This window comes from Sphingobium sp. (assembly GCF_032153725.1).
In the GTDB taxonomy this organism is placed as follows: Bacteria; Pseudomonadota; Alphaproteobacteria; order Sphingomonadales; family Sphingomonadaceae; genus Sphingobium.
On the sequence record NZ_JALDYQ010000031.1, the window covers coordinates 36,601 to 51,904 of the forward strand.

A 15,304-nucleotide genomic window follows, 5' to 3' on the forward strand; every position below is an offset into this window, starting at 1 on the left:
GCCCGCCGCGCGGGCCGCACGGAGCCTGATTTGACCACGACCGCTTCCATCGACCAGGCCCTTGGCTTCACTATCCCCTCGCGCCATGCGCGCGGGCGGATCGTGCGGTTGGGGCCGGTCCTTGACGATGTCCTCGCCGCCCATGCCTATCCGCCGCAGATCGAGCGACTGCTTGCCTCCGCGCTGGTGCTGGCGGCGTTGCTCGGTACCACGCTCAAGGATGCCGGCGGTCAGCTCACCTTGCAGGCGCAGACCGAAAACGGCGTCGTCAGTCTGCTCGTCGCTGATTACAAGGGCGGCGAAGTGCGCGGCTATGCCAAGTTCGATGCCGACCGGCTGGCCGAACTCGGCCCCGATCCGACGCTGTTCGGCCTGTTCGGCAAGGGCTATCTCGCCATCACCTTCGACCAGGCGGTGAGCGGCGAGCGCTATCAGGGCATCGTGCCGCTCGACGGCGAATCGCTGGCGGACGCGGCCGAGCATTATTTCTTCCAGTCCGAACAGATTCCCAGCATCATCCAGATCGCGACCCGTCACGATGCGGGTGAGGGCTGTCTGGCCGCCGGCCTGCTGCTCCAGCATCTGCCCGAGGGGGAAGTCGGTCGCGAGCGTCTGCACGTCCGCCATGACCATCCTGAATGGGAGCATGTCCAGGCGCTGACCCATACGCTCAGGGACGCCGAACTGACCGACGGCGATCTGCCGTTGACCGACATCGTCTGGCGGCTGTTCCATGAAGAGGATGAGGTGCGCGTCACCGACCCGACGACGCTGACCAAGGGGTGCCGTTGCGATGTTGACCATATCCGCAGCGTCATCGGCCGTTTTCCGGCGTCCGAGCGGGTGGAGATGGCCGATGATCAGGGGGTGATCGGCGTTGATTGCGCCTTCTGCTCGCGCCTGTTCCCGATCCCGCTTGCCAGCTTCGCGGAAGGCTGAGCGCGCGGGTTGCGCCAATTTCCGCTATCAAATTGCCGCAATTGGCGCGCAAGGCTGATCCAGTGATCGACGTAGGATCGACAGGGGGATCGACAGGGGGATCGGAATGACGGCAGGCCTGCGCGCCCTTGCGGCGGCGGTAGCGATGATGATGGCGGGTTCTGCCGTTCATGCGGCGGCCCCGCTGCCACGCCTGCTCAAGGGGCTGGAAGCGGGCGAATGGGAATTGCGGGAGCGCGGGGCCGACGGCGCGATCCGCAGGCTCTGCGTTTCCAACCTCAGCCAGTTGCTGCAAAGCGGGCATTCGGGCAGCAGTTGCAAGAGCTTCACCGTCAGCGACACGGCCCGGCGGCTGATCGTCACCTATGAATGTGGCGCGGCGGGAAGTGGCCGGACCGACCTTCGCATCGAAACCGCGCGGCTGGTGCAGATTCAGTCGCAGGGCATTGCCGATGGCGCGCCCTTTGCCTTTGCATCGGAAGGGCGATGGCTGGGGGCTTGCCGCCAGTGACCCTCGCCTGCCCGGCAGAGTGACGCGCTCTCAGATTCGGCTAACCTGCGTTCGGTTCAGTGCAACCCGCTCCAAACCCATGGGGCCGGGTGGCTTGCGCTGATGCGTCGGGAAGGGTAGCGCGATGCCCATGGTTGCCGATAAGGGAAAATGTGCCGTCGTCCTGCTGTCCGGCGGGCTCGACTCCATGGTTGCGGGCGGGCTGGCGCGCGAGGCCGGTTATCGCGTGCTCGCGCTGTCGATCGACTATAATCAGCGGCATCGCCGGGAATTGCAGGCGGCGGGGCGCATCGCTTCGGCGCTGGATGCCCAGTCGCATATCGTGCTGCCGCTTGACCTCACCGCTTTTGGCGGGTCCGCGCTGACCGCCGATATCGCCGTGCCCAAGGATGGGGTCGGTCCGGGCATCCCCGTGACCTATGTGCCCGCGCGCAACACCATCTTCCTGTCGCTGACCCTGGGTCTGGCCGAGGTGTCGGGGGCGAGCGACGTGTTCATCGGCGTCAATGCGCTCGATTATTCGGGCTATCCCGATTGCCGGCCGGAATTCATCGATGCCTTCCAGAAGATGGCCTCGCTCGCCACCAGGGCGGGGGTCGAGGGGCATCCCATCCACATCAATGCGCCGCTCCAGCATATGAGCAAGGCCGATATCGTGCGGGAGGCGCATCGGCTGGGGCTGGATGCGGGACTGAGCTGGTCCTGCTACGACCCGACGCCGGATGGCAGGCATTGCGGCCTGTGCGACAGTTGCCGTCTGCGGGCCAAGGGGTTCGAGGAGGCGGGCCTGCCCGATCCGACGGTTTATGCGGTAAGGCCGCCGCAGCCATGAGCTATGCCGTCAAGGAAATGTTCCTCACCCTTCAGGGGGAGGGCGTCCATGCCGGGCGCCGGGCCGTGTTCCTGCGTTTTGCCGGCTGCAATCTCTGGACGGGACGGGAACAGGACCGGGCCGGCGCGATCTGCCAGTTCTGCGACACGGATTTCGTCGGGACGGACGGGGACGGCGGGGGCAAATTCGCCGATGCCGACAGCCTGGCCGATGCCGCGCTCGGCTTTTGGGGCGATGGGCGGGAGGGGCGCTATATCGTCCTCACCGGCGGGGAGCCGATGCTTCAGATCGATGACGGGCTGGTCGATGCGCTCCATGCGCGCGGCTTCGCCATTGCGATCGAAAGCAACGGCACCTTGCCCGCGCATCCGGGGCTGGACTGGGTCTGCATCAGCCCCAAGGCGGGGAGCGAGGTGGTCCAGCGCAGCGGCAATGAACTGAAGCTGGTCTGGCCGCAGCCGGGGCTGGGGCACAGCCTTGCCGATGTGGGGGAGATGGAGGGCTGGGCCTTCGACCACCTGCTGATTCAGCCGCTGGATGATCCCAATGCGGCCAGCAATGCGCAGGCGGCGGTGGATCTGGTGATGGACCGGCCCCGCTGGCGGCTCAGCCTCCAGTCGCATAAATATCTGGGATTGCGGTAAGTTCAGGCTGAGCCGAAGGGTTGCTCAGGGGTGGAGAGTGGACGGTCGGCTTAGCTGAGCATTCCTTGATATGCGCCGTGTTCCTGCGAAGGCATTCGAACGAGACGAGTGGCTCGTGAGAACCCAGTTCTGCCCTCACCTTATCATCGCAACCTTTGAACTGGGCTCCTGCGTTGGCTTACGCCGCCCTTCGGGTCGCAGGAGCACGTTACGCTTAGTGACCAATCCCGGCCATCAAAGCTCTCAAGGCTGAACCCCGATCTTCTGATTCCACGCAATCTGGCAGGCGGGCAGCATCTTGCCCTTCTTCCAGCATTTGGGATCGAACGAAGGCAATGCCAGCGAGTAGCTCCGCCCCGGATCGCCATAAAATTGCTCGCCGGCAAGGATCAGCGACTTCTTGATCGACCCCAGGCCATTGCGCGCCACTTCATTCAGCATGCCGCGCTGCGCAAAGATGGCCTGCCGCCCGACCAGCGCTGCCGTCTGGCAGAAGCCGCGCTGCGCCTGCACGGTTGAATAGCCTGAATAGATGCGGGTCCCATATTGGTCGGACGCCATCTGGCCCGGCTTGCCCTTGCCCACGGTACGCTGGAAATAGCCGAGCAAGGTGGCCTGCGCCGCGTCGAGTTCCGCGTCATGATGGGCGATCATGGCGTTATAATTGCTGATCGAGAGCAGCGTCGGTTCGAACTGGCATTGCAGGGCCGCGACATTCAAGGCCGCGCGCAGGTTCCACACCAGCCCGGCCTTGATCTCCGCCGGCGTCGCGCTGGGCAGGCCAAGCGCGGTGGCCGCTTCGGCATCGGTCAGGGGCGGGGCGGAAAAATCAGGCGGGGACCAGAAGAACTGCGCCGCGGCGGGCTGAACCAGGAGCGGCGCCGCCAGAACGGCCAGGCCCAGAGCGGCCCGGCGCGCGGTGGAACGGAATGTCATCGAGATCCCTCTTTGGACGGAGTGCTGCGAACTATGCCAGGCCAGTCTGTATCATGGCTGAACACGGATGCCAGCCTATTGATCCGACAGCACTTCCGTATCCGCGGCGGGTTTTTCCTCGCCCTCATTCCCGGGCGCTGCGGCAGGCGCGGCGGCATTGTCGCTGCGGTTCGCGGGCAGCGCCAGCGCGGTGCCCTCGCTCTGCACCCCGTCCAGATCGGTCATGGCGTCGGTGGCGGTGCCATCGACGACTTCCAGATTGTTCATGGGAACGGCGGTGCCGCTTTCCTTCTTGCTGCCGCATCCGGCCAGCACGATGCAGCCCGTCAGAATAAGCGTCTTCACCACCGTCTTCGCGTCGGGACGCATCCGGTTCTCCTCAAGCGTTCAGCATGCCCGGCAGCCCCCCACCTGGCGAAAGACGCGACCCTAGCGGCCTGTCTCGCATTGCTCAACCCCCGCTCCATCGGGCGCGGGGCAGCGGCGCAGGCGGCCGATAAAGGCGGGGAAATGACGGGCGAGCGCCGCGTCCAGTTCCGTCATCGACGCTTTTATGCCCAATGCGGCGATGCTCGTCACCGGATATTCGGCCAGGCCACACGGCACGATGCCCCCGAAATGCGACAGGTCGGGATCGACATTGATCGAAAAGCCGTGAAGCGTGACCCAGCGCCGCACCCGGATGCCAAGCGCCCCGATCTTCGCCTCCCGCCCCTGCGGATCGTCGGTCCAGATGCCGATCCGCCCCTCCGCGCGCCGGGCTGCAATGCCGAACTCGCCCAGCGCGTCGATCATCCAGCCTTCCAGATGATGGACGAAATTGCGCACGTCCTTGCCTCGTTTGCCAAGGTCGATGTTGAGATAGCCGATGCGCTGACCCGGCCCATGATAGGTATAGCGTCCGCCGCGCCCCGCATCATGCACGGGAAAGCGCGGGTCGAGCAGCTCGGCCGGATTGGCGCTCGTCCCGGCCGTATAGAGCGGCGGATGTTCCAGCAGCCAGACCCGCTCGGCCGCCCGGCCTTCGAAGATCGCCGCCGCCCGCGCTTCCATATCGGCCAGCGCCGCGGGATAATCGACCGGCGCGCTTTCGATGCGCCATTCCACGGCTTCTATGGCAGAGGGCGGGGACGGGGGCTGGAACGACATGACGCTTCCTTGACTTGGCGGGAGCGAGCGATCAAGTCTCCTCCGCGTTTTTCCAGACCATCATAGGGCGTAGAGATATGGCGACAATGTCCATCGGCAAGGCTTGGGAGGAAACGGTCGCCTTCGTCTCGCGCGAAAGCGCCCTGCTGTTCCCCGTCGCCCTGCTGTTCATTGCCTTGCCCAGCGTCATATTGGGCGAAATGACGCCGCCTGAACTGACGGCCTGGGCGGCATCGCAGCCGCGCGGCGCGCTGCCGCCGGTCCCCGCCAGCTATGTGCTGGCGGTGCTGCTGACGGCGCTGATGATCTGGTTCGGGTCGCTGGCCCTGTTCGCGCTTGCGCTGCGTCCGGGGATCAGCGTGGGAGAGGCGCTGCGGCTCAGTCTGGCGCGCTTGCCGGTGCTGATCGGGACCAGCTTCGTCGCCGGGGGCGCGATTGCCTTTGCCCTGATGGTGCTGGCCCTGGTCGGGATGGTGGTTGCTTCGGTGTCTCCGTCCCTGCTGGCGCCGGTCCTGGGGGTGGCGATGGTGGCGATGCTGGCCTTTGTCGGTGTCCGGCTCGTGCTGCTCAACCCGGTGGTGATCGACGGGCATGAGGGCGTGGTCGCATCGCTGAAACGAAGCTGGCAGCTGACCAGGGGCCATTTCTGGCACCTGCTTGGCCTGATCGCGGTCCTCTCGCTGCTGTCGCTGATCGCCAGTTCCGCCGCGCAGGCGGTGTTCGGCATATTGGGGCGCCTGGTTGCGGGCGCCGATGGCACGCGATTAATAGGCGGCGCGGCGGCCGCTGCCGTCTCGACCGTGGTGCAGGTCTATATGCTGGTGATGCTCTCCCGCCTCTATCGCCAGGCCGAGGCGGGCTGATTCCCCGTTTATCGCTATTTCTCGCCCGGCAATCGCTTCAGCATCGGCGCGTGCGGCGCGGCGTCGGGCGACAATAAACCGGCGAGTCTGGGATCGGCGAAAATCTCGACCTCGCGCTTATAGGGCACGAAGCCCGCTTTCCGGTAGAAAGCCAGCGCGGACGGACTGTCCAGCGTGCAGCTATGCACCCAGAAGCGCGTGACCTCCCTGCGCCAGGCCAGCGCCTTTGCCTGCGCCATCAGCCATTGGCCCAACCCCTTGCCGGTGAGGTCTGGGATCAGCCCGAAAAAGGCCAGTTCGCAATCGGGCAGCGACCGGAAATCCAGCTCCAGCAACCCGACCTCCACGCCGCGCAGGTCGATGACGGCATAGATCTCGACAGCGGGATCGTGGATGATGGCGCCCAGTTCTCCGTCGCTCATCGCCAGCCGGGAAAACCAGAGCCAGGGTTCGCCCACCCGGCGAAACAGCGTGCGATAGGCCGCTGGCGCCGGCATCTTCCACGGCGCCAGCCGCAACGGAGCGAGCGGGGTGGGCGCGGGCTTCGGCCGCTCCCGCATCTCCATATAGGTGACGACCGTGGCGATCTGACCGTCGGGAACGGGCGTCAGGCTCATGGGCGTGGTCAGCTCCAGCTTGCCATCGGCGGCAGGCTCATCAGGATGGCGTCGACATTGCCGCCGGTCTTGAGCCCGAACAGCGTGCCGCGATCATGCACCAGATTGAATTCGGCATAGCGGCCGCGCCATTGCAGCATCTGGGCGTACTCCTCCTCCGACCAGCTTTCGTTCATCCGCCGCCGCACGATCGGCGGAAAGGCCTTGAGGAAAGCCTCGCCCACATCCCGGGTGAAGGCGAAACCGGCGTCGAAATCGCCCTCCAGATGATCGTAGAAAATGCCGCCCACGCCGCGATGCACGCCACGATGGGGGATGAAGAAATACTCGTCCGCCCATGCCTTGAAGCGCGGATAATAGGCCGCGTCATGGGCGTCGCAGGCGGCCTTCAGCACCTCATGGAAATGGGCCGTGTCCTCTTCGCGCGGTAGGGGCGGGTTGAGGTCCGCGCCGCCGCCGAACCAGCTTTTCGATGTCACCAGATAGCGCGTGTTCATGTGGACGGCGGGCACATGGGGATTGGCCATGTGCGCGACCAGGCTGATGCCGGTGGCGAAGAAGCTGGGGTCCTCGCTCGCGCCATGGATGGTCTGGGCGAATTCCGGCGAAAACGCGCCGCCCACGGTCGAGACATTGACGCCGACCTTTTCGAAGACCTTGCCCTTCATGACGCCGCGCACGCCGCCGCCGCCTTCTCCCGGCGCCAGGCCCGGCGCCTCGCGATCCCAGGCGACATAGTTGAACCGGGCGTCCGATCCGGCTTCGCGTTCGATCGCCTCGAACTCGGCGCAGATGCGGTCGCGAAGTGATTCGAACCATTTGCGGGCGGCTTGCCGTTGCGGGTCGAGCGTCAATGGCTTCTTCAGGGACTCTGTCATTGCGGAAAACTTCCAGTCTGGCGAAGGGCTTCGGCAACCGCGATGCCCGTGGAAACGGCGATGTTCAAGGATCGAAAGCCCGGCGCCATCGGTATGCGCACCCGCACATCCGCCAGATCGCGGACGGTATCGGGCACGCCGGCGCTTTCCGATCCCATCAGCAATATATCGTCCTTGCGGAATTCGACATCGGGCAAACGCTGCGAGGCGTGGCTGCTCATCAGCATCAGCCGCCGTCCCTGCGCCCTGCGGATGGTGTCGAACGCATCGAAATTGGCGTGTCTGGTGATGTCGGCCGACGCGCCATAATCCATCGCCGCCCGCTTCAGCTTCGCGTCGGAAAAGGCGAATCCCATCGGCATGATGATGTCTACGGGCACGGCAAAGCAGGCGGCAAGGCGCAGAATCGCGCCGACATTGCCGGCAATTTCGGGTTGATAAAGGGCGATACGCATGTCCCGCGCCATAGAGCAGCCCGGTTAATTGTCATAGCCTGTCTAAATTGCTTGGCAAATCGCACATCCTACGGTTATCAGGCCTGCAAACCGCGCCAGGGGGAAAGGCGCGTCCATCTGCATGGGCGCCGATCCTCCGATAATCATAGCCACAAGGGGGCAATGCGGCGGGGTCGGAGACGTTCTTGCAAGGGTTGAGGTGCATGGCGATCGTTGAACATATGGAGAGTGAGGGGGCAGCCGTCTCCAGTGGGGGCGGCAGCGACGGTGTTCGCCGCCGTGATTTCATCAACATCGCCGCGGTGAGCTTCGCCGGCGTCGGTGCGGTGGCGGTGGTGGTGCCGCTGGTCGATCAGATGAACCCCAGTGCCGACGTGCTGGCGCTCGCGTCGGCCGAAGTAGATATCTCGTCGATCCAGCCGGGTCAGGCGATCAAGACCACTTTCCGGTCGCAGCCCCTGTTCGTCAGGCATCTGACCGACAAGGAAATCGCCGAGGCCGACAAGGTCGATCCGTCCACGCTGCGCGATCCGCAGACGCTGGAGGAACGCACCGTCGACGGCAAGAAGCAGTGGCTGATCACCATGGGCGTCTGCACCCATCTCGGCTGCGTGCCGCTGGGCGCGGGCGAGGGTGAGAATCGCGGCGAATTCGGCGGTTATTTCTGCCCCTGCCACGGTTCGTCCTACGACACCGCGGCCCGCATCCGCAAAGGCCCCGCGCCTAAGAACCTGGAAGTGCCGAAGTACAGCTTCACTTCCGACACCGCCATTCTTGTGGGTTGAGGGGGACTGTCATGAGCTTTCCATGGGCTGAACATTATACTCCCAGGCATCCCGCGATGCAGTGGATCGACGAGAAGCTGCCGCTGCCGCGTCTCGTCTACAACGCCGTGGGCGCTGGTTATCCGGTGCCTCGCAACCTCAATTATTTCTGGAACTTCGGTGTTCTCGCCGGCCTTGCGCTGGTGATCCAGATCGTCACCGGCATCATCATGGCGATGCATTATGGCGCCAATGCCGCCGTCGCCTTCGGCACCGTCGAACACACGATGCGCGACGTGAATGCGGGCTGGCTGATGCGCTACGCGCACGCCAATGGCGCCAGCTTCTTCTTCATCGTCGTCTATCTGCACATCTTCCGCGGCCTGTTCTTCGGCTCCTACAAGGCGCCCCGCGAAATGGTGTGGCTGCTCGGCCTCGTCATCTTCCTGCTGATGATGGCGACCGCCTTCATGGGCTATGTGCTGCCCTGGGGCCAGATGTCCTATTGGGGCGCGAAGGTGATCACCGGCCTGTTCGGCGCGATCCCGGTCGTGGGCGAACCGATCCAGACCTGGCTGCTGGGCGGTTTCGCCCCCGGCAATGCCTCGCTCAACCGCTTCTTCTCGCTGCACTTCCTGCTGCCCTTCGTGATCGCGGCGGTGGTGATCCTGCACATCTGGGCGCTGCACATTCCGGGCTCGTCCAACCCGACCGGCGTGGAAGTGAAGGGGCCGCAGGACACTGTGCCCTTCCACCCTTATTACACCGCGAAGGACGGCTTCGGGGCAGGCGTGTTCCTGATCCTTTTCGCGATCATGCTGTTCTATGCGCCGAACATGCTCGGCCACCCGGATAATTATATCGAGGCGAACCCGCTCTCGACGCCTGCGCACATCGTGCCGGAATGGTATTTCTGGCCCTTCTACGCAATCCTGCGCGCCTTCACCGTGGACTTCTTCTTCGTCCCCGCGAAGCTGCTGGGCGTGCTGGCGATGTTCGCATCGATCCTGCTGCTCTTCTTCCTGCCGTGGCTCGACACCTCGCCCGTCCGTTCGGGCAATTATCGGCCGACCTTCAGGAAGTTCTTCTGGATTCTCATCCTCGACGTGGTGATCCTGGGCTATTGCGGCGGCGCGCCCGCGGCTGAGCCCTATGTGATGATCTCGCAGGTGGCGGCAGCTTATTATTTCGCCCACTTCCTGATCATTCTGCCGCTGATCTCGCGCTTCGAAAAGCCGTTGCCGCTGCCGAACTCGATCACCGAAGCGGTGCTCGGTCGCGATGCCATCGCAGGGGAGCGGGAAGCGCTTCCGGGCATGGGCAGCGATCCGCAGCCGTCGCACGCCGGTTAAAGGGGGATAAGACTAATGGTTCGCATCGGCGCATTTCTCGTCGGCCTCTTTTTCGCAGGCTGGCTGTTGGTTTCCTTCCTGGTGGGCGCGGTGGCCTATGTCACCGAGCCGCCAGCGGTCACGGTGGAACATGAACTCCACCGCGATCCCAAGCATGTCGCCTTCTCGTTCGACAGCCCCTTCGGCAAGTTCGATCAGGCGCAATTGCAGCGCGGGTTCCAGGTCTTCAAGGAAGTCTGCTCGGCCTGCCACAGCCTGAAGTTCGTCGCCTTCCGCGACCTCAAGGGCATTGGCTATAACGAAGCGGAGATCAAGGCGATCGCCAAGCAGTGGGCGATCAAGACCCCTGACGTCGATCCCAAGACGGGCGAGATGTCGACCCGCGATCCGATCCCGGCGGATTATTTCCCGAAGCCCTTCGCGAACAATGTCGCGGCGGCGGCGGCGAACAACAATGCGATCCCGCCGGATCTCTCGCTGATGACCAAGGCCCGCCATCATGGCAGCGCCTATGTCTATTCGCTGCTGACGGGCTTCCAGAGCCAGCCGGCTGAACTGCTGAAGGAATTCCCCGACGCCAAGACGCCGGAGGGGCTGCACTACAACCCCTATTTCGCCAACCTGAACCTCGCCATGGCGCCGCCGCTGACGGCCGATGGTCAGGTGACCTATGGCGACGGCACAAAGGCGACCGTCGATCAGATGGCGCAGGACGTCGCGGCCTTCCTCACCTGGACGGCCGAACCCAAGCTGGAAAACCGCCGCCGCGCGGGACTGGCTACGATCTTCTTCCTGCTGATCGCGACGGGCCTGGCTTATATGGCCTATCAGAACATCTGGTCGGACAAGAAAAAGGCCGCCTGACCGACCTGAAACAAGACCATGGGAGGGGGCACGGTTTCTCTTGGGGGACCGGGCCCCTTTTTCTTATGAGGGCAAAGATGAGCGCTGACAGTCTGGCGGCCTTGGTCCGCACCATCCCCGACTTTCCCAAGCCCGGCATCCAGTTTCGGGACATCACGACACTGCTCGCGGACAGCGCGGGCCTGACCGAACTGGTCGAGCGCATGGCGGCGGTTGCGCGCCCGCTCGATCCGCAATTCATCGCCGGCATCGAGGCGCGGGGCTTCATCCTGGGCGCGGCGCTGGCCCATGCGCTGGGGGTGGGCTTCGTGCCCGTGCGCAAGAAGGGCAAGCTGCCCGGCAGGACGGTGGGCATCGATTATGTGCTGGAATATGGCACCGACCGGCTGGAACTGCATGAAGGGCAGATACCGGACGGCGCACGCGTGGTGCTGGTCGATGACCTCATCGCGACCGGCGGAACTGCCCTTGCGGCGGCTCAACTCATCCGCGAGCAGGGCGCGACCGTGCTGATGGCGCTCTTCGCCATCGACTTGCCCGATCTGGGCGGCATGGCGGCGCTGGAAAGGGATGGGGTGGCGTCGGCGGCGATCATCGTTTTTGACGGGCACTGATCCGGCCCGTTCTTTCCGCTGTCCTACAGCCCCCGATCCCGGTTACACCGGCCGCGGCTCTTTGACAGGCAAATGCAAAATAGGAAATTCGCGGGAAACGCCGCTCTCCCGTACCTCCATCGTGTCACCTGTGTCACCCGGAGTCATTCTTTGCGTCCGTGATTTACAACCGGGCCTCTGCCAGCATATCCACCGCCTGCGCCAGCCGCTCGTCCAGCAGCGCCAGCAACTGCGTCCACCCCAGCATGTCGGCCAGCTCGCCGGGGCCGTCGGAAATGCCGCGCAAGCCCATCACCGGCACGCCGAAGCGCTGGCAGGCGCGGACCACGGCGAAAGTCTCCATGTCGACCATATCGGCATCGATCGCGGCATAATCCTCCCCGCCCACGATATTCGCCCCCGTGGAGAGCCGCGCGGCGCGCAGTTCCAGGGGCGCATGCAGGGGTATTTCGACAGGATGGTCGGCAAAAGGCGTGACGCCCTTGGGAAAGCCCAGGCGGGAGGCGTCCATGTCACGCCAGGATACGCTGGCGACCTGATACACCTCTCCCAAGGTGCAAATGCGCGACCCTGCCGATCCCAGCGACACGACGAGATCGGGCAAGGCCCCGTCCTGTTGCAGCTGCTGGAGGGCAAGACCGGTGTTGAGCGCCGCATCCACCGGCCCGACTCCGATCATCAGCGGATCGACGCGGGCTTTCAGATGGGGACCATATTCGTCCTCGACTGCCATCACGAACAACAGCCGCTTGTTCGCGATCATTTCTCCCCGTGGCATGACCATCCCTTATTCTCCGTTTTCAGGGCAGGCGCGCGAGCAGGGCGCTCATATGGGCTTGGGCGGTGATGGCAGCGCCCTCTTCGATCAGCCAGCATTCGCCCTGCTGCCAGGGCGTGCCGTCGATCGTGCCCGAACCGGCCAGCGGAACGAACCACAGCATCTCGCCCTTTGCCTCCAGCCCGGTCCCGGGGGCGGCCTGCACCATGTCCAGAACGAAGGGCGTACCGGGACCCGTGACCAGCCCTTCCTCCGCAGTGATCGGGACGACGCGATCGGGCATCGTATAGGGGGCGGCGACGCTGACGGCCATCGCCTCTTCCAGATGCAGTTCGCGCGGCCGGCCATAATCATAGAGGCGATAGGTCACGTCGTTATTCTGCTGCACTTCCACCAGCGTCACGCCGCCGCCGATCGCATGCACCGTGCCGGCGGGAATATAATAGAAGCTGCCGGCGGTCACCGGCTTCCAGTCCATCAGCCCTTCGATGCTGCCGTCCAGCGCGGCGGCCCGCAGCGCCTCCGGCGTCAGGTCGCGCATCAGGCCGATCCCCAGCCGCGCGTCAGGCTCCGCATCCAATATGTACCAGCATTCGGATTTGCCGCCTGCCAGCCCCTGTCGCCGCGCCTGCGCGTCGTTGGGATGGACCTGCACCGACAGCTTCTCGCTGGTGAAGATATATTTGACCAGCAAGGGCGGCGACTGTTCCGCGCCGGTGCCTTTCGGGGGCGAGAACCACACTTCGCCGATGCGCCCGCCGTCAGCCGGAGCGATATGGGAAGGGATGTCGGTACGGCCCCAGGGTTTTTCGACCGTGTGGGCGAGGAGGCGGGTCGTGGTCATGCGGTTCCTTATGAGCGGTTGCTCCCCTCAGGCAAGCCGCCATGTCGGGAAAGCGGCGGAATGCGGCGCCCGGATGGCATCCGGGGCTTGGCAATGGTAGCGCTCTACAATAGCGTGGCAAAGGCTGCCATAGCCCCCTGTTCCGGCATGGCCTTCCATCGATGGGATTTGAGTTTTTCATGCGTCGCATCCTGCTGGAAATCTGTGTCGAAACCATATCCGATCTGGACGTGGCCCTTCAGGGCGGCGCCGATCGGATCGAATTGTGCGGAGCGCTGGCCCTCGGGGGTCTTACGCCTTCGGCCGGACTGGCGCGGCTGGCGGTGGAAAGGGCGCATGCGGACGGCAAAGCCATTCGGGCGATGGTGCGTCCGCGCGACGGGGATTTCGCTTATGACGCGTCTGCTCTGGCGACGGCTGTGGCGGAAGGGTTGGCGCTGATTGATCTAGGGGTGGACGGCCTGGTCTTCGGCGCTGTGCGGAACGGGCGGTTGGATCTGGCAATCCTCCGGAGTTGGACGCAGGCGATGCGGGACAGGCGCGCCGACATCGGACTGACGCTGCACCGGGCGATCGACCTGACCGATGACCCGGTGGCGGCGGTTGACCAGGCGGTGGAATTGGGATTCGACCGGATTCTGACCTCCGGTGGCGCGGTGAAAGCGGCCGAAGCGCTTCCGGTCCTCGCTGCGATGCGGGATCGGGCGGCGGGACGGATCGTCATCATGCCGGGATCGGGCATTCGCGCCGAAAATGCGCGGCAGACGTTCGAAGCGACCGGCGCCACGGAGGTGCATGCCTCCGCCAGCGAGGAGGGCGATATGTCTGAAGCGCGCGCGCTGGCCATGGGCTTTGCGCTGGGAAGGGCGCGGCGGACCTCGCTTGCGCAGGTTCGTGCCCTGCGCGAGGCGCTGGACGCATGAGCGGCTTCAGCAGGCGGGAAGCGCTGGTTCTTGCGGCGGCGGCAGGGCTGGTGCCGGAAGCCGCCGCCAACCCGGCGCTCGGCCGTCGTTATCTGGAATTCTTCATGTCCAAGGAGGGCCAGACGATCATGGCCCGGCAATTGCAGATCCCCGCCGTCAGCCCCGAAGTGGCGGGCGAAAACACCGCCAACACCATGCAGGCCATCCACGGCGCGCAACTGCGCCCCGTGCCCGTCAGCCCCGGCCTGATGGTCTATCTGGATCAGGTGAAACGCAGCCGCCTTATCGAGCGCTGGAACGAGGCGTTGCGCTCACAGTAGGTTCCCCACCCCTCCCTCATTCCTGTGCTCGTCACAGGAATGAAGGTGAAGTGAACATCGACGGCGCAAAACAAAGTCGTCCCACACGCCACAGTAGACGTCCGATACAAATTAATAGAGAGTAAATGCGCAAGGACTTGCCTAGCGTCAGTTAGATGACAGCTTTTTGTGATGCTCTGCAATCCTTCTTCATTCCGTGGAGGCGGAAGAAGATGCGGGAGGAAATCTGAACGATCGCCAAGGCCCTGCGCTTGAGTTTTCAGCGCTGGACAGATGCGCTCTGAAGCCCCCCGCATAAAACGAAAAACGACGCCCAAAAGGGCATCCTGAGGAGGGTTTTCTACGTGAAACATTTTCTTATCGGCACATTTCTGGCGGGCGTGATCGCTCTTCCGGCGGTTGCAGCGGATTACACCATCATCGCCCCGGCCAACCCCGGCGGCGGCTGGGACCAGACCGCGCGTTCCCTGCAGACCGTGCTGCAGGAAGAAGGCATTTCCAAGAGCGTTCAGGTGCAGAACGTACCGGGCGCCGGCGGCACCATCGGTCTTGCGCAGTTCGCCAGCCAGCAGAAGGGCAACCCGAACGCCCTCATCGTCGGCGGTTACGTGATGGTCGGCGCGATCCTTACCAACAAGGCGCCCGTCACCCTCAAGGAAGTGACGCCAATCGCCCGCCTGACCGGCGAATATGAAGCCATCGTCGTTCCGGCATCCTCGCCGCTGAAGACCATCGGCGACCTCGTCGACCAGCTCAAGAAGGACCCGGGCAGCGTTTCCTGGGGCGGCGGCTCTGCTGGCGGCACCGACCATATCGCCGTTGGCCTGATCGCCAAGGCTGCGGGCGTCGATCCGACCAAGATCAACTACATCGCCTATTCCGGCGGCGGCGAGGCGCTGGCCGCGATCCTCGGCTCGCAGGTAACCGCCGGTATTTCGAGCTACGGCGAATTCGAAAGCCAGGTAAAGGCCGGCACGCTGCGCCTGCTCGCGGTTTCCAGTGAAGAGAAGCTGGAAGGCGT

The 15,304-nt window shown here is 64.4% G+C and carries 20 protein-coding genes; 12 read left to right on the plus strand and 8 right to left on the minus strand.

Features of this window, described 5'->3' with window-relative positions; genetic code table 11:
* The first annotated feature begins 30 nt into the window (after positions 1 to 30).
* The 4 genes from RUH75_RS11885 (at position 31) to queE (ending at position 2,926) form a co-directional block, all read left to right on the plus strand.
* Complete coding sequence (locus RUH75_RS11885; RefSeq protein ID WP_313806104.1) at positions 31 to 939, plus strand: Hsp33 family molecular chaperone HslO; 909 nt, start codon at positions 31 to 33, stop codon at positions 937 to 939.
* A gap of 106 nt (positions 940 to 1,045) precedes the next feature.
* Entirely contained in the window at positions 1,046 to 1,450 is a 405-nt protein-coding gene (locus RUH75_RS11890) for a hypothetical protein (RefSeq protein WP_313806106.1), read from the plus strand.
* Positions 1,451 to 1,580: 130 nt separating this feature from the next.
* Positions 1,581 to 2,282: a 7-cyano-7-deazaguanine synthase QueC gene (queC, locus tag RUH75_RS11895; RefSeq protein ID WP_313806108.1), complete on the plus strand. Its 702-nt coding sequence runs from the start codon at positions 1,581 to 1,583 to the stop codon at positions 2,280 to 2,282.
* Positions 2,279 to 2,926 (plus strand): 7-carboxy-7-deazaguanine synthase, encoded by a 648-nt coding sequence (queE, locus tag RUH75_RS11900; protein WP_313806110.1) that lies wholly within the window; start codon positions 2,279 to 2,281, stop codon positions 2,924 to 2,926. Before queC ends, queE begins: the two co-directional genes overlap by 4 nt.
* A gap of 243 nt (positions 2,927 to 3,169) precedes the next feature.
* Here the strand turns inward: queE and RUH75_RS11905 are convergent, their stop codons facing one another.
* From RUH75_RS11905 to lipB, 3 genes are all read right to left on the minus strand, one after another.
* Entirely contained in the window at positions 3,170 to 3,862 is a 693-nt protein-coding gene (locus RUH75_RS11905) for a hypothetical protein (RefSeq protein ID WP_313806112.1), read from the minus strand.
* 75 nt (positions 3,863 to 3,937) lie between these two features.
* On the minus strand, positions 3,938 to 4,231 hold the full coding sequence (locus tag RUH75_RS11910) for a hypothetical protein (protein WP_313806114.1): 294 nt from the start codon (positions 4,229 to 4,231) through the stop codon (positions 3,938 to 3,940).
* 60 nt (positions 4,232 to 4,291) lie between these two features.
* Entirely contained in the window at positions 4,292 to 5,011 is a 720-nt protein-coding gene (lipB, locus tag RUH75_RS11915; RefSeq protein WP_313806116.1) for a lipoyl(octanoyl) transferase LipB, read from the minus strand.
* Positions 5,012 to 5,088: 77 nt separating this feature from the next.
* Between lipB and RUH75_RS11920 the strand changes: the two genes are divergently transcribed.
* Positions 5,089 to 5,874: a glycerophosphoryl diester phosphodiesterase membrane domain-containing protein gene (locus tag RUH75_RS11920; protein WP_313806118.1), complete on the plus strand. Its 786-nt coding sequence runs from the start codon at positions 5,089 to 5,091 to the stop codon at positions 5,872 to 5,874.
* Between the two features lie 14 nt (positions 5,875 to 5,888).
* Here RUH75_RS11920 and RUH75_RS11925 read toward each other — a convergent pair whose 3' ends face one another.
* The 3 genes from RUH75_RS11925 to RUH75_RS11935 are packed head-to-tail and all read right to left on the minus strand — an operon-like array spanning position 5,889 to position 7,836.
* On the minus strand, positions 5,889 to 6,491 hold the full coding sequence (locus RUH75_RS11925) for a GNAT family N-acetyltransferase (RefSeq protein WP_313806120.1): 603 nt from the start codon (positions 6,489 to 6,491) through the stop codon (positions 5,889 to 5,891).
* An 8-nt stretch (positions 6,492 to 6,499) separates the two neighbouring features.
* Complete coding sequence (gene hemF / locus RUH75_RS11930; RefSeq protein WP_313806122.1) at positions 6,500 to 7,369, minus strand: oxygen-dependent coproporphyrinogen oxidase; 870 nt, start codon at positions 7,367 to 7,369, stop codon at positions 6,500 to 6,502.
* Positions 7,366 to 7,836: a tRNA (cytidine(34)-2'-O)-methyltransferase gene (locus RUH75_RS11935; RefSeq protein ID WP_313806124.1), complete on the minus strand. Its 471-nt coding sequence runs from the start codon at positions 7,834 to 7,836 to the stop codon at positions 7,366 to 7,368. The genes hemF and RUH75_RS11935 overlap by 4 nt, the downstream gene beginning before the upstream one ends.
* Before the next feature lie 191 nt (positions 7,837 to 8,027).
* Between RUH75_RS11935 and petA the strand changes: the two genes are divergently transcribed.
* From petA to RUH75_RS11955, 4 genes are all read left to right on the plus strand, one after another.
* Positions 8,028 to 8,609, plus strand: coding sequence for a ubiquinol-cytochrome c reductase iron-sulfur subunit (gene petA / locus RUH75_RS11940; protein ID WP_313806126.1), 582 nt, complete (start codon positions 8,028 to 8,030; stop codon positions 8,607 to 8,609).
* Positions 8,610 to 8,620: 11 nt separating this feature from the next.
* Positions 8,621 to 9,940, plus strand: a complete 1,320-nt coding sequence (locus tag RUH75_RS11945) for a cytochrome b/b6 (RefSeq protein ID WP_313806128.1) — start codon at positions 8,621 to 8,623, stop codon at positions 9,938 to 9,940.
* A 15-nt stretch (positions 9,941 to 9,955) separates the two neighbouring features.
* Positions 9,956 to 10,804, plus strand: a complete 849-nt coding sequence (locus RUH75_RS11950) for a cytochrome c1 (protein ID WP_313806130.1) — start codon at positions 9,956 to 9,958, stop codon at positions 10,802 to 10,804.
* Positions 10,805 to 10,881: 77 nt separating this feature from the next.
* Positions 10,882 to 11,418 carry an adenine phosphoribosyltransferase gene (locus RUH75_RS11955; protein WP_313806132.1) on the plus strand — a complete coding sequence of 179 codons (537 nt, stop codon included), beginning with the start codon at positions 10,882 to 10,884 and terminating at the stop codon, positions 11,416 to 11,418.
* A 163-nt stretch (positions 11,419 to 11,581) separates the two neighbouring features.
* Here the strand turns inward: RUH75_RS11955 and RUH75_RS11960 are convergent, their stop codons facing one another.
* Both RUH75_RS11960 and RUH75_RS11965 read right to left on the minus strand, forming a co-directional pair.
* Positions 11,582 to 12,181 (minus strand): 5'-methylthioadenosine/S-adenosylhomocysteine nucleosidase, encoded by a 600-nt coding sequence (locus tag RUH75_RS11960; protein ID WP_313806134.1) that lies wholly within the window; start codon positions 12,179 to 12,181, stop codon positions 11,582 to 11,584.
* A 37-nt stretch (positions 12,182 to 12,218) separates the two neighbouring features.
* Positions 12,219 to 13,040: a class I mannose-6-phosphate isomerase gene (locus RUH75_RS11965; protein ID WP_313806136.1), complete on the minus strand. Its 822-nt coding sequence runs from the start codon at positions 13,038 to 13,040 to the stop codon at positions 12,219 to 12,221.
* A gap of 179 nt (positions 13,041 to 13,219) precedes the next feature.
* Between RUH75_RS11965 and RUH75_RS11970 the strand changes: the two genes are divergently transcribed.
* From RUH75_RS11970 to RUH75_RS11980, 3 genes are all read left to right on the plus strand, one after another.
* Entirely contained in the window at positions 13,220 to 13,963 is a 744-nt protein-coding gene (locus RUH75_RS11970) for a copper homeostasis protein CutC (protein WP_313806138.1), read from the plus strand.
* Positions 13,960 to 14,283, plus strand: a complete 324-nt coding sequence (locus RUH75_RS11975; protein WP_313806140.1) for a hypothetical protein — start codon at positions 13,960 to 13,962, stop codon at positions 14,281 to 14,283. The genes RUH75_RS11970 and RUH75_RS11975 overlap by 4 nt, the downstream gene beginning before the upstream one ends.
* 344 nt (positions 14,284 to 14,627) lie before the next feature.
* Positions 14,628 to 15,304 (plus strand): Bug family tripartite tricarboxylate transporter substrate binding protein (locus RUH75_RS11980; protein ID WP_313806142.1); only part of this gene is annotated, 677 nt, incomplete at its 3' end.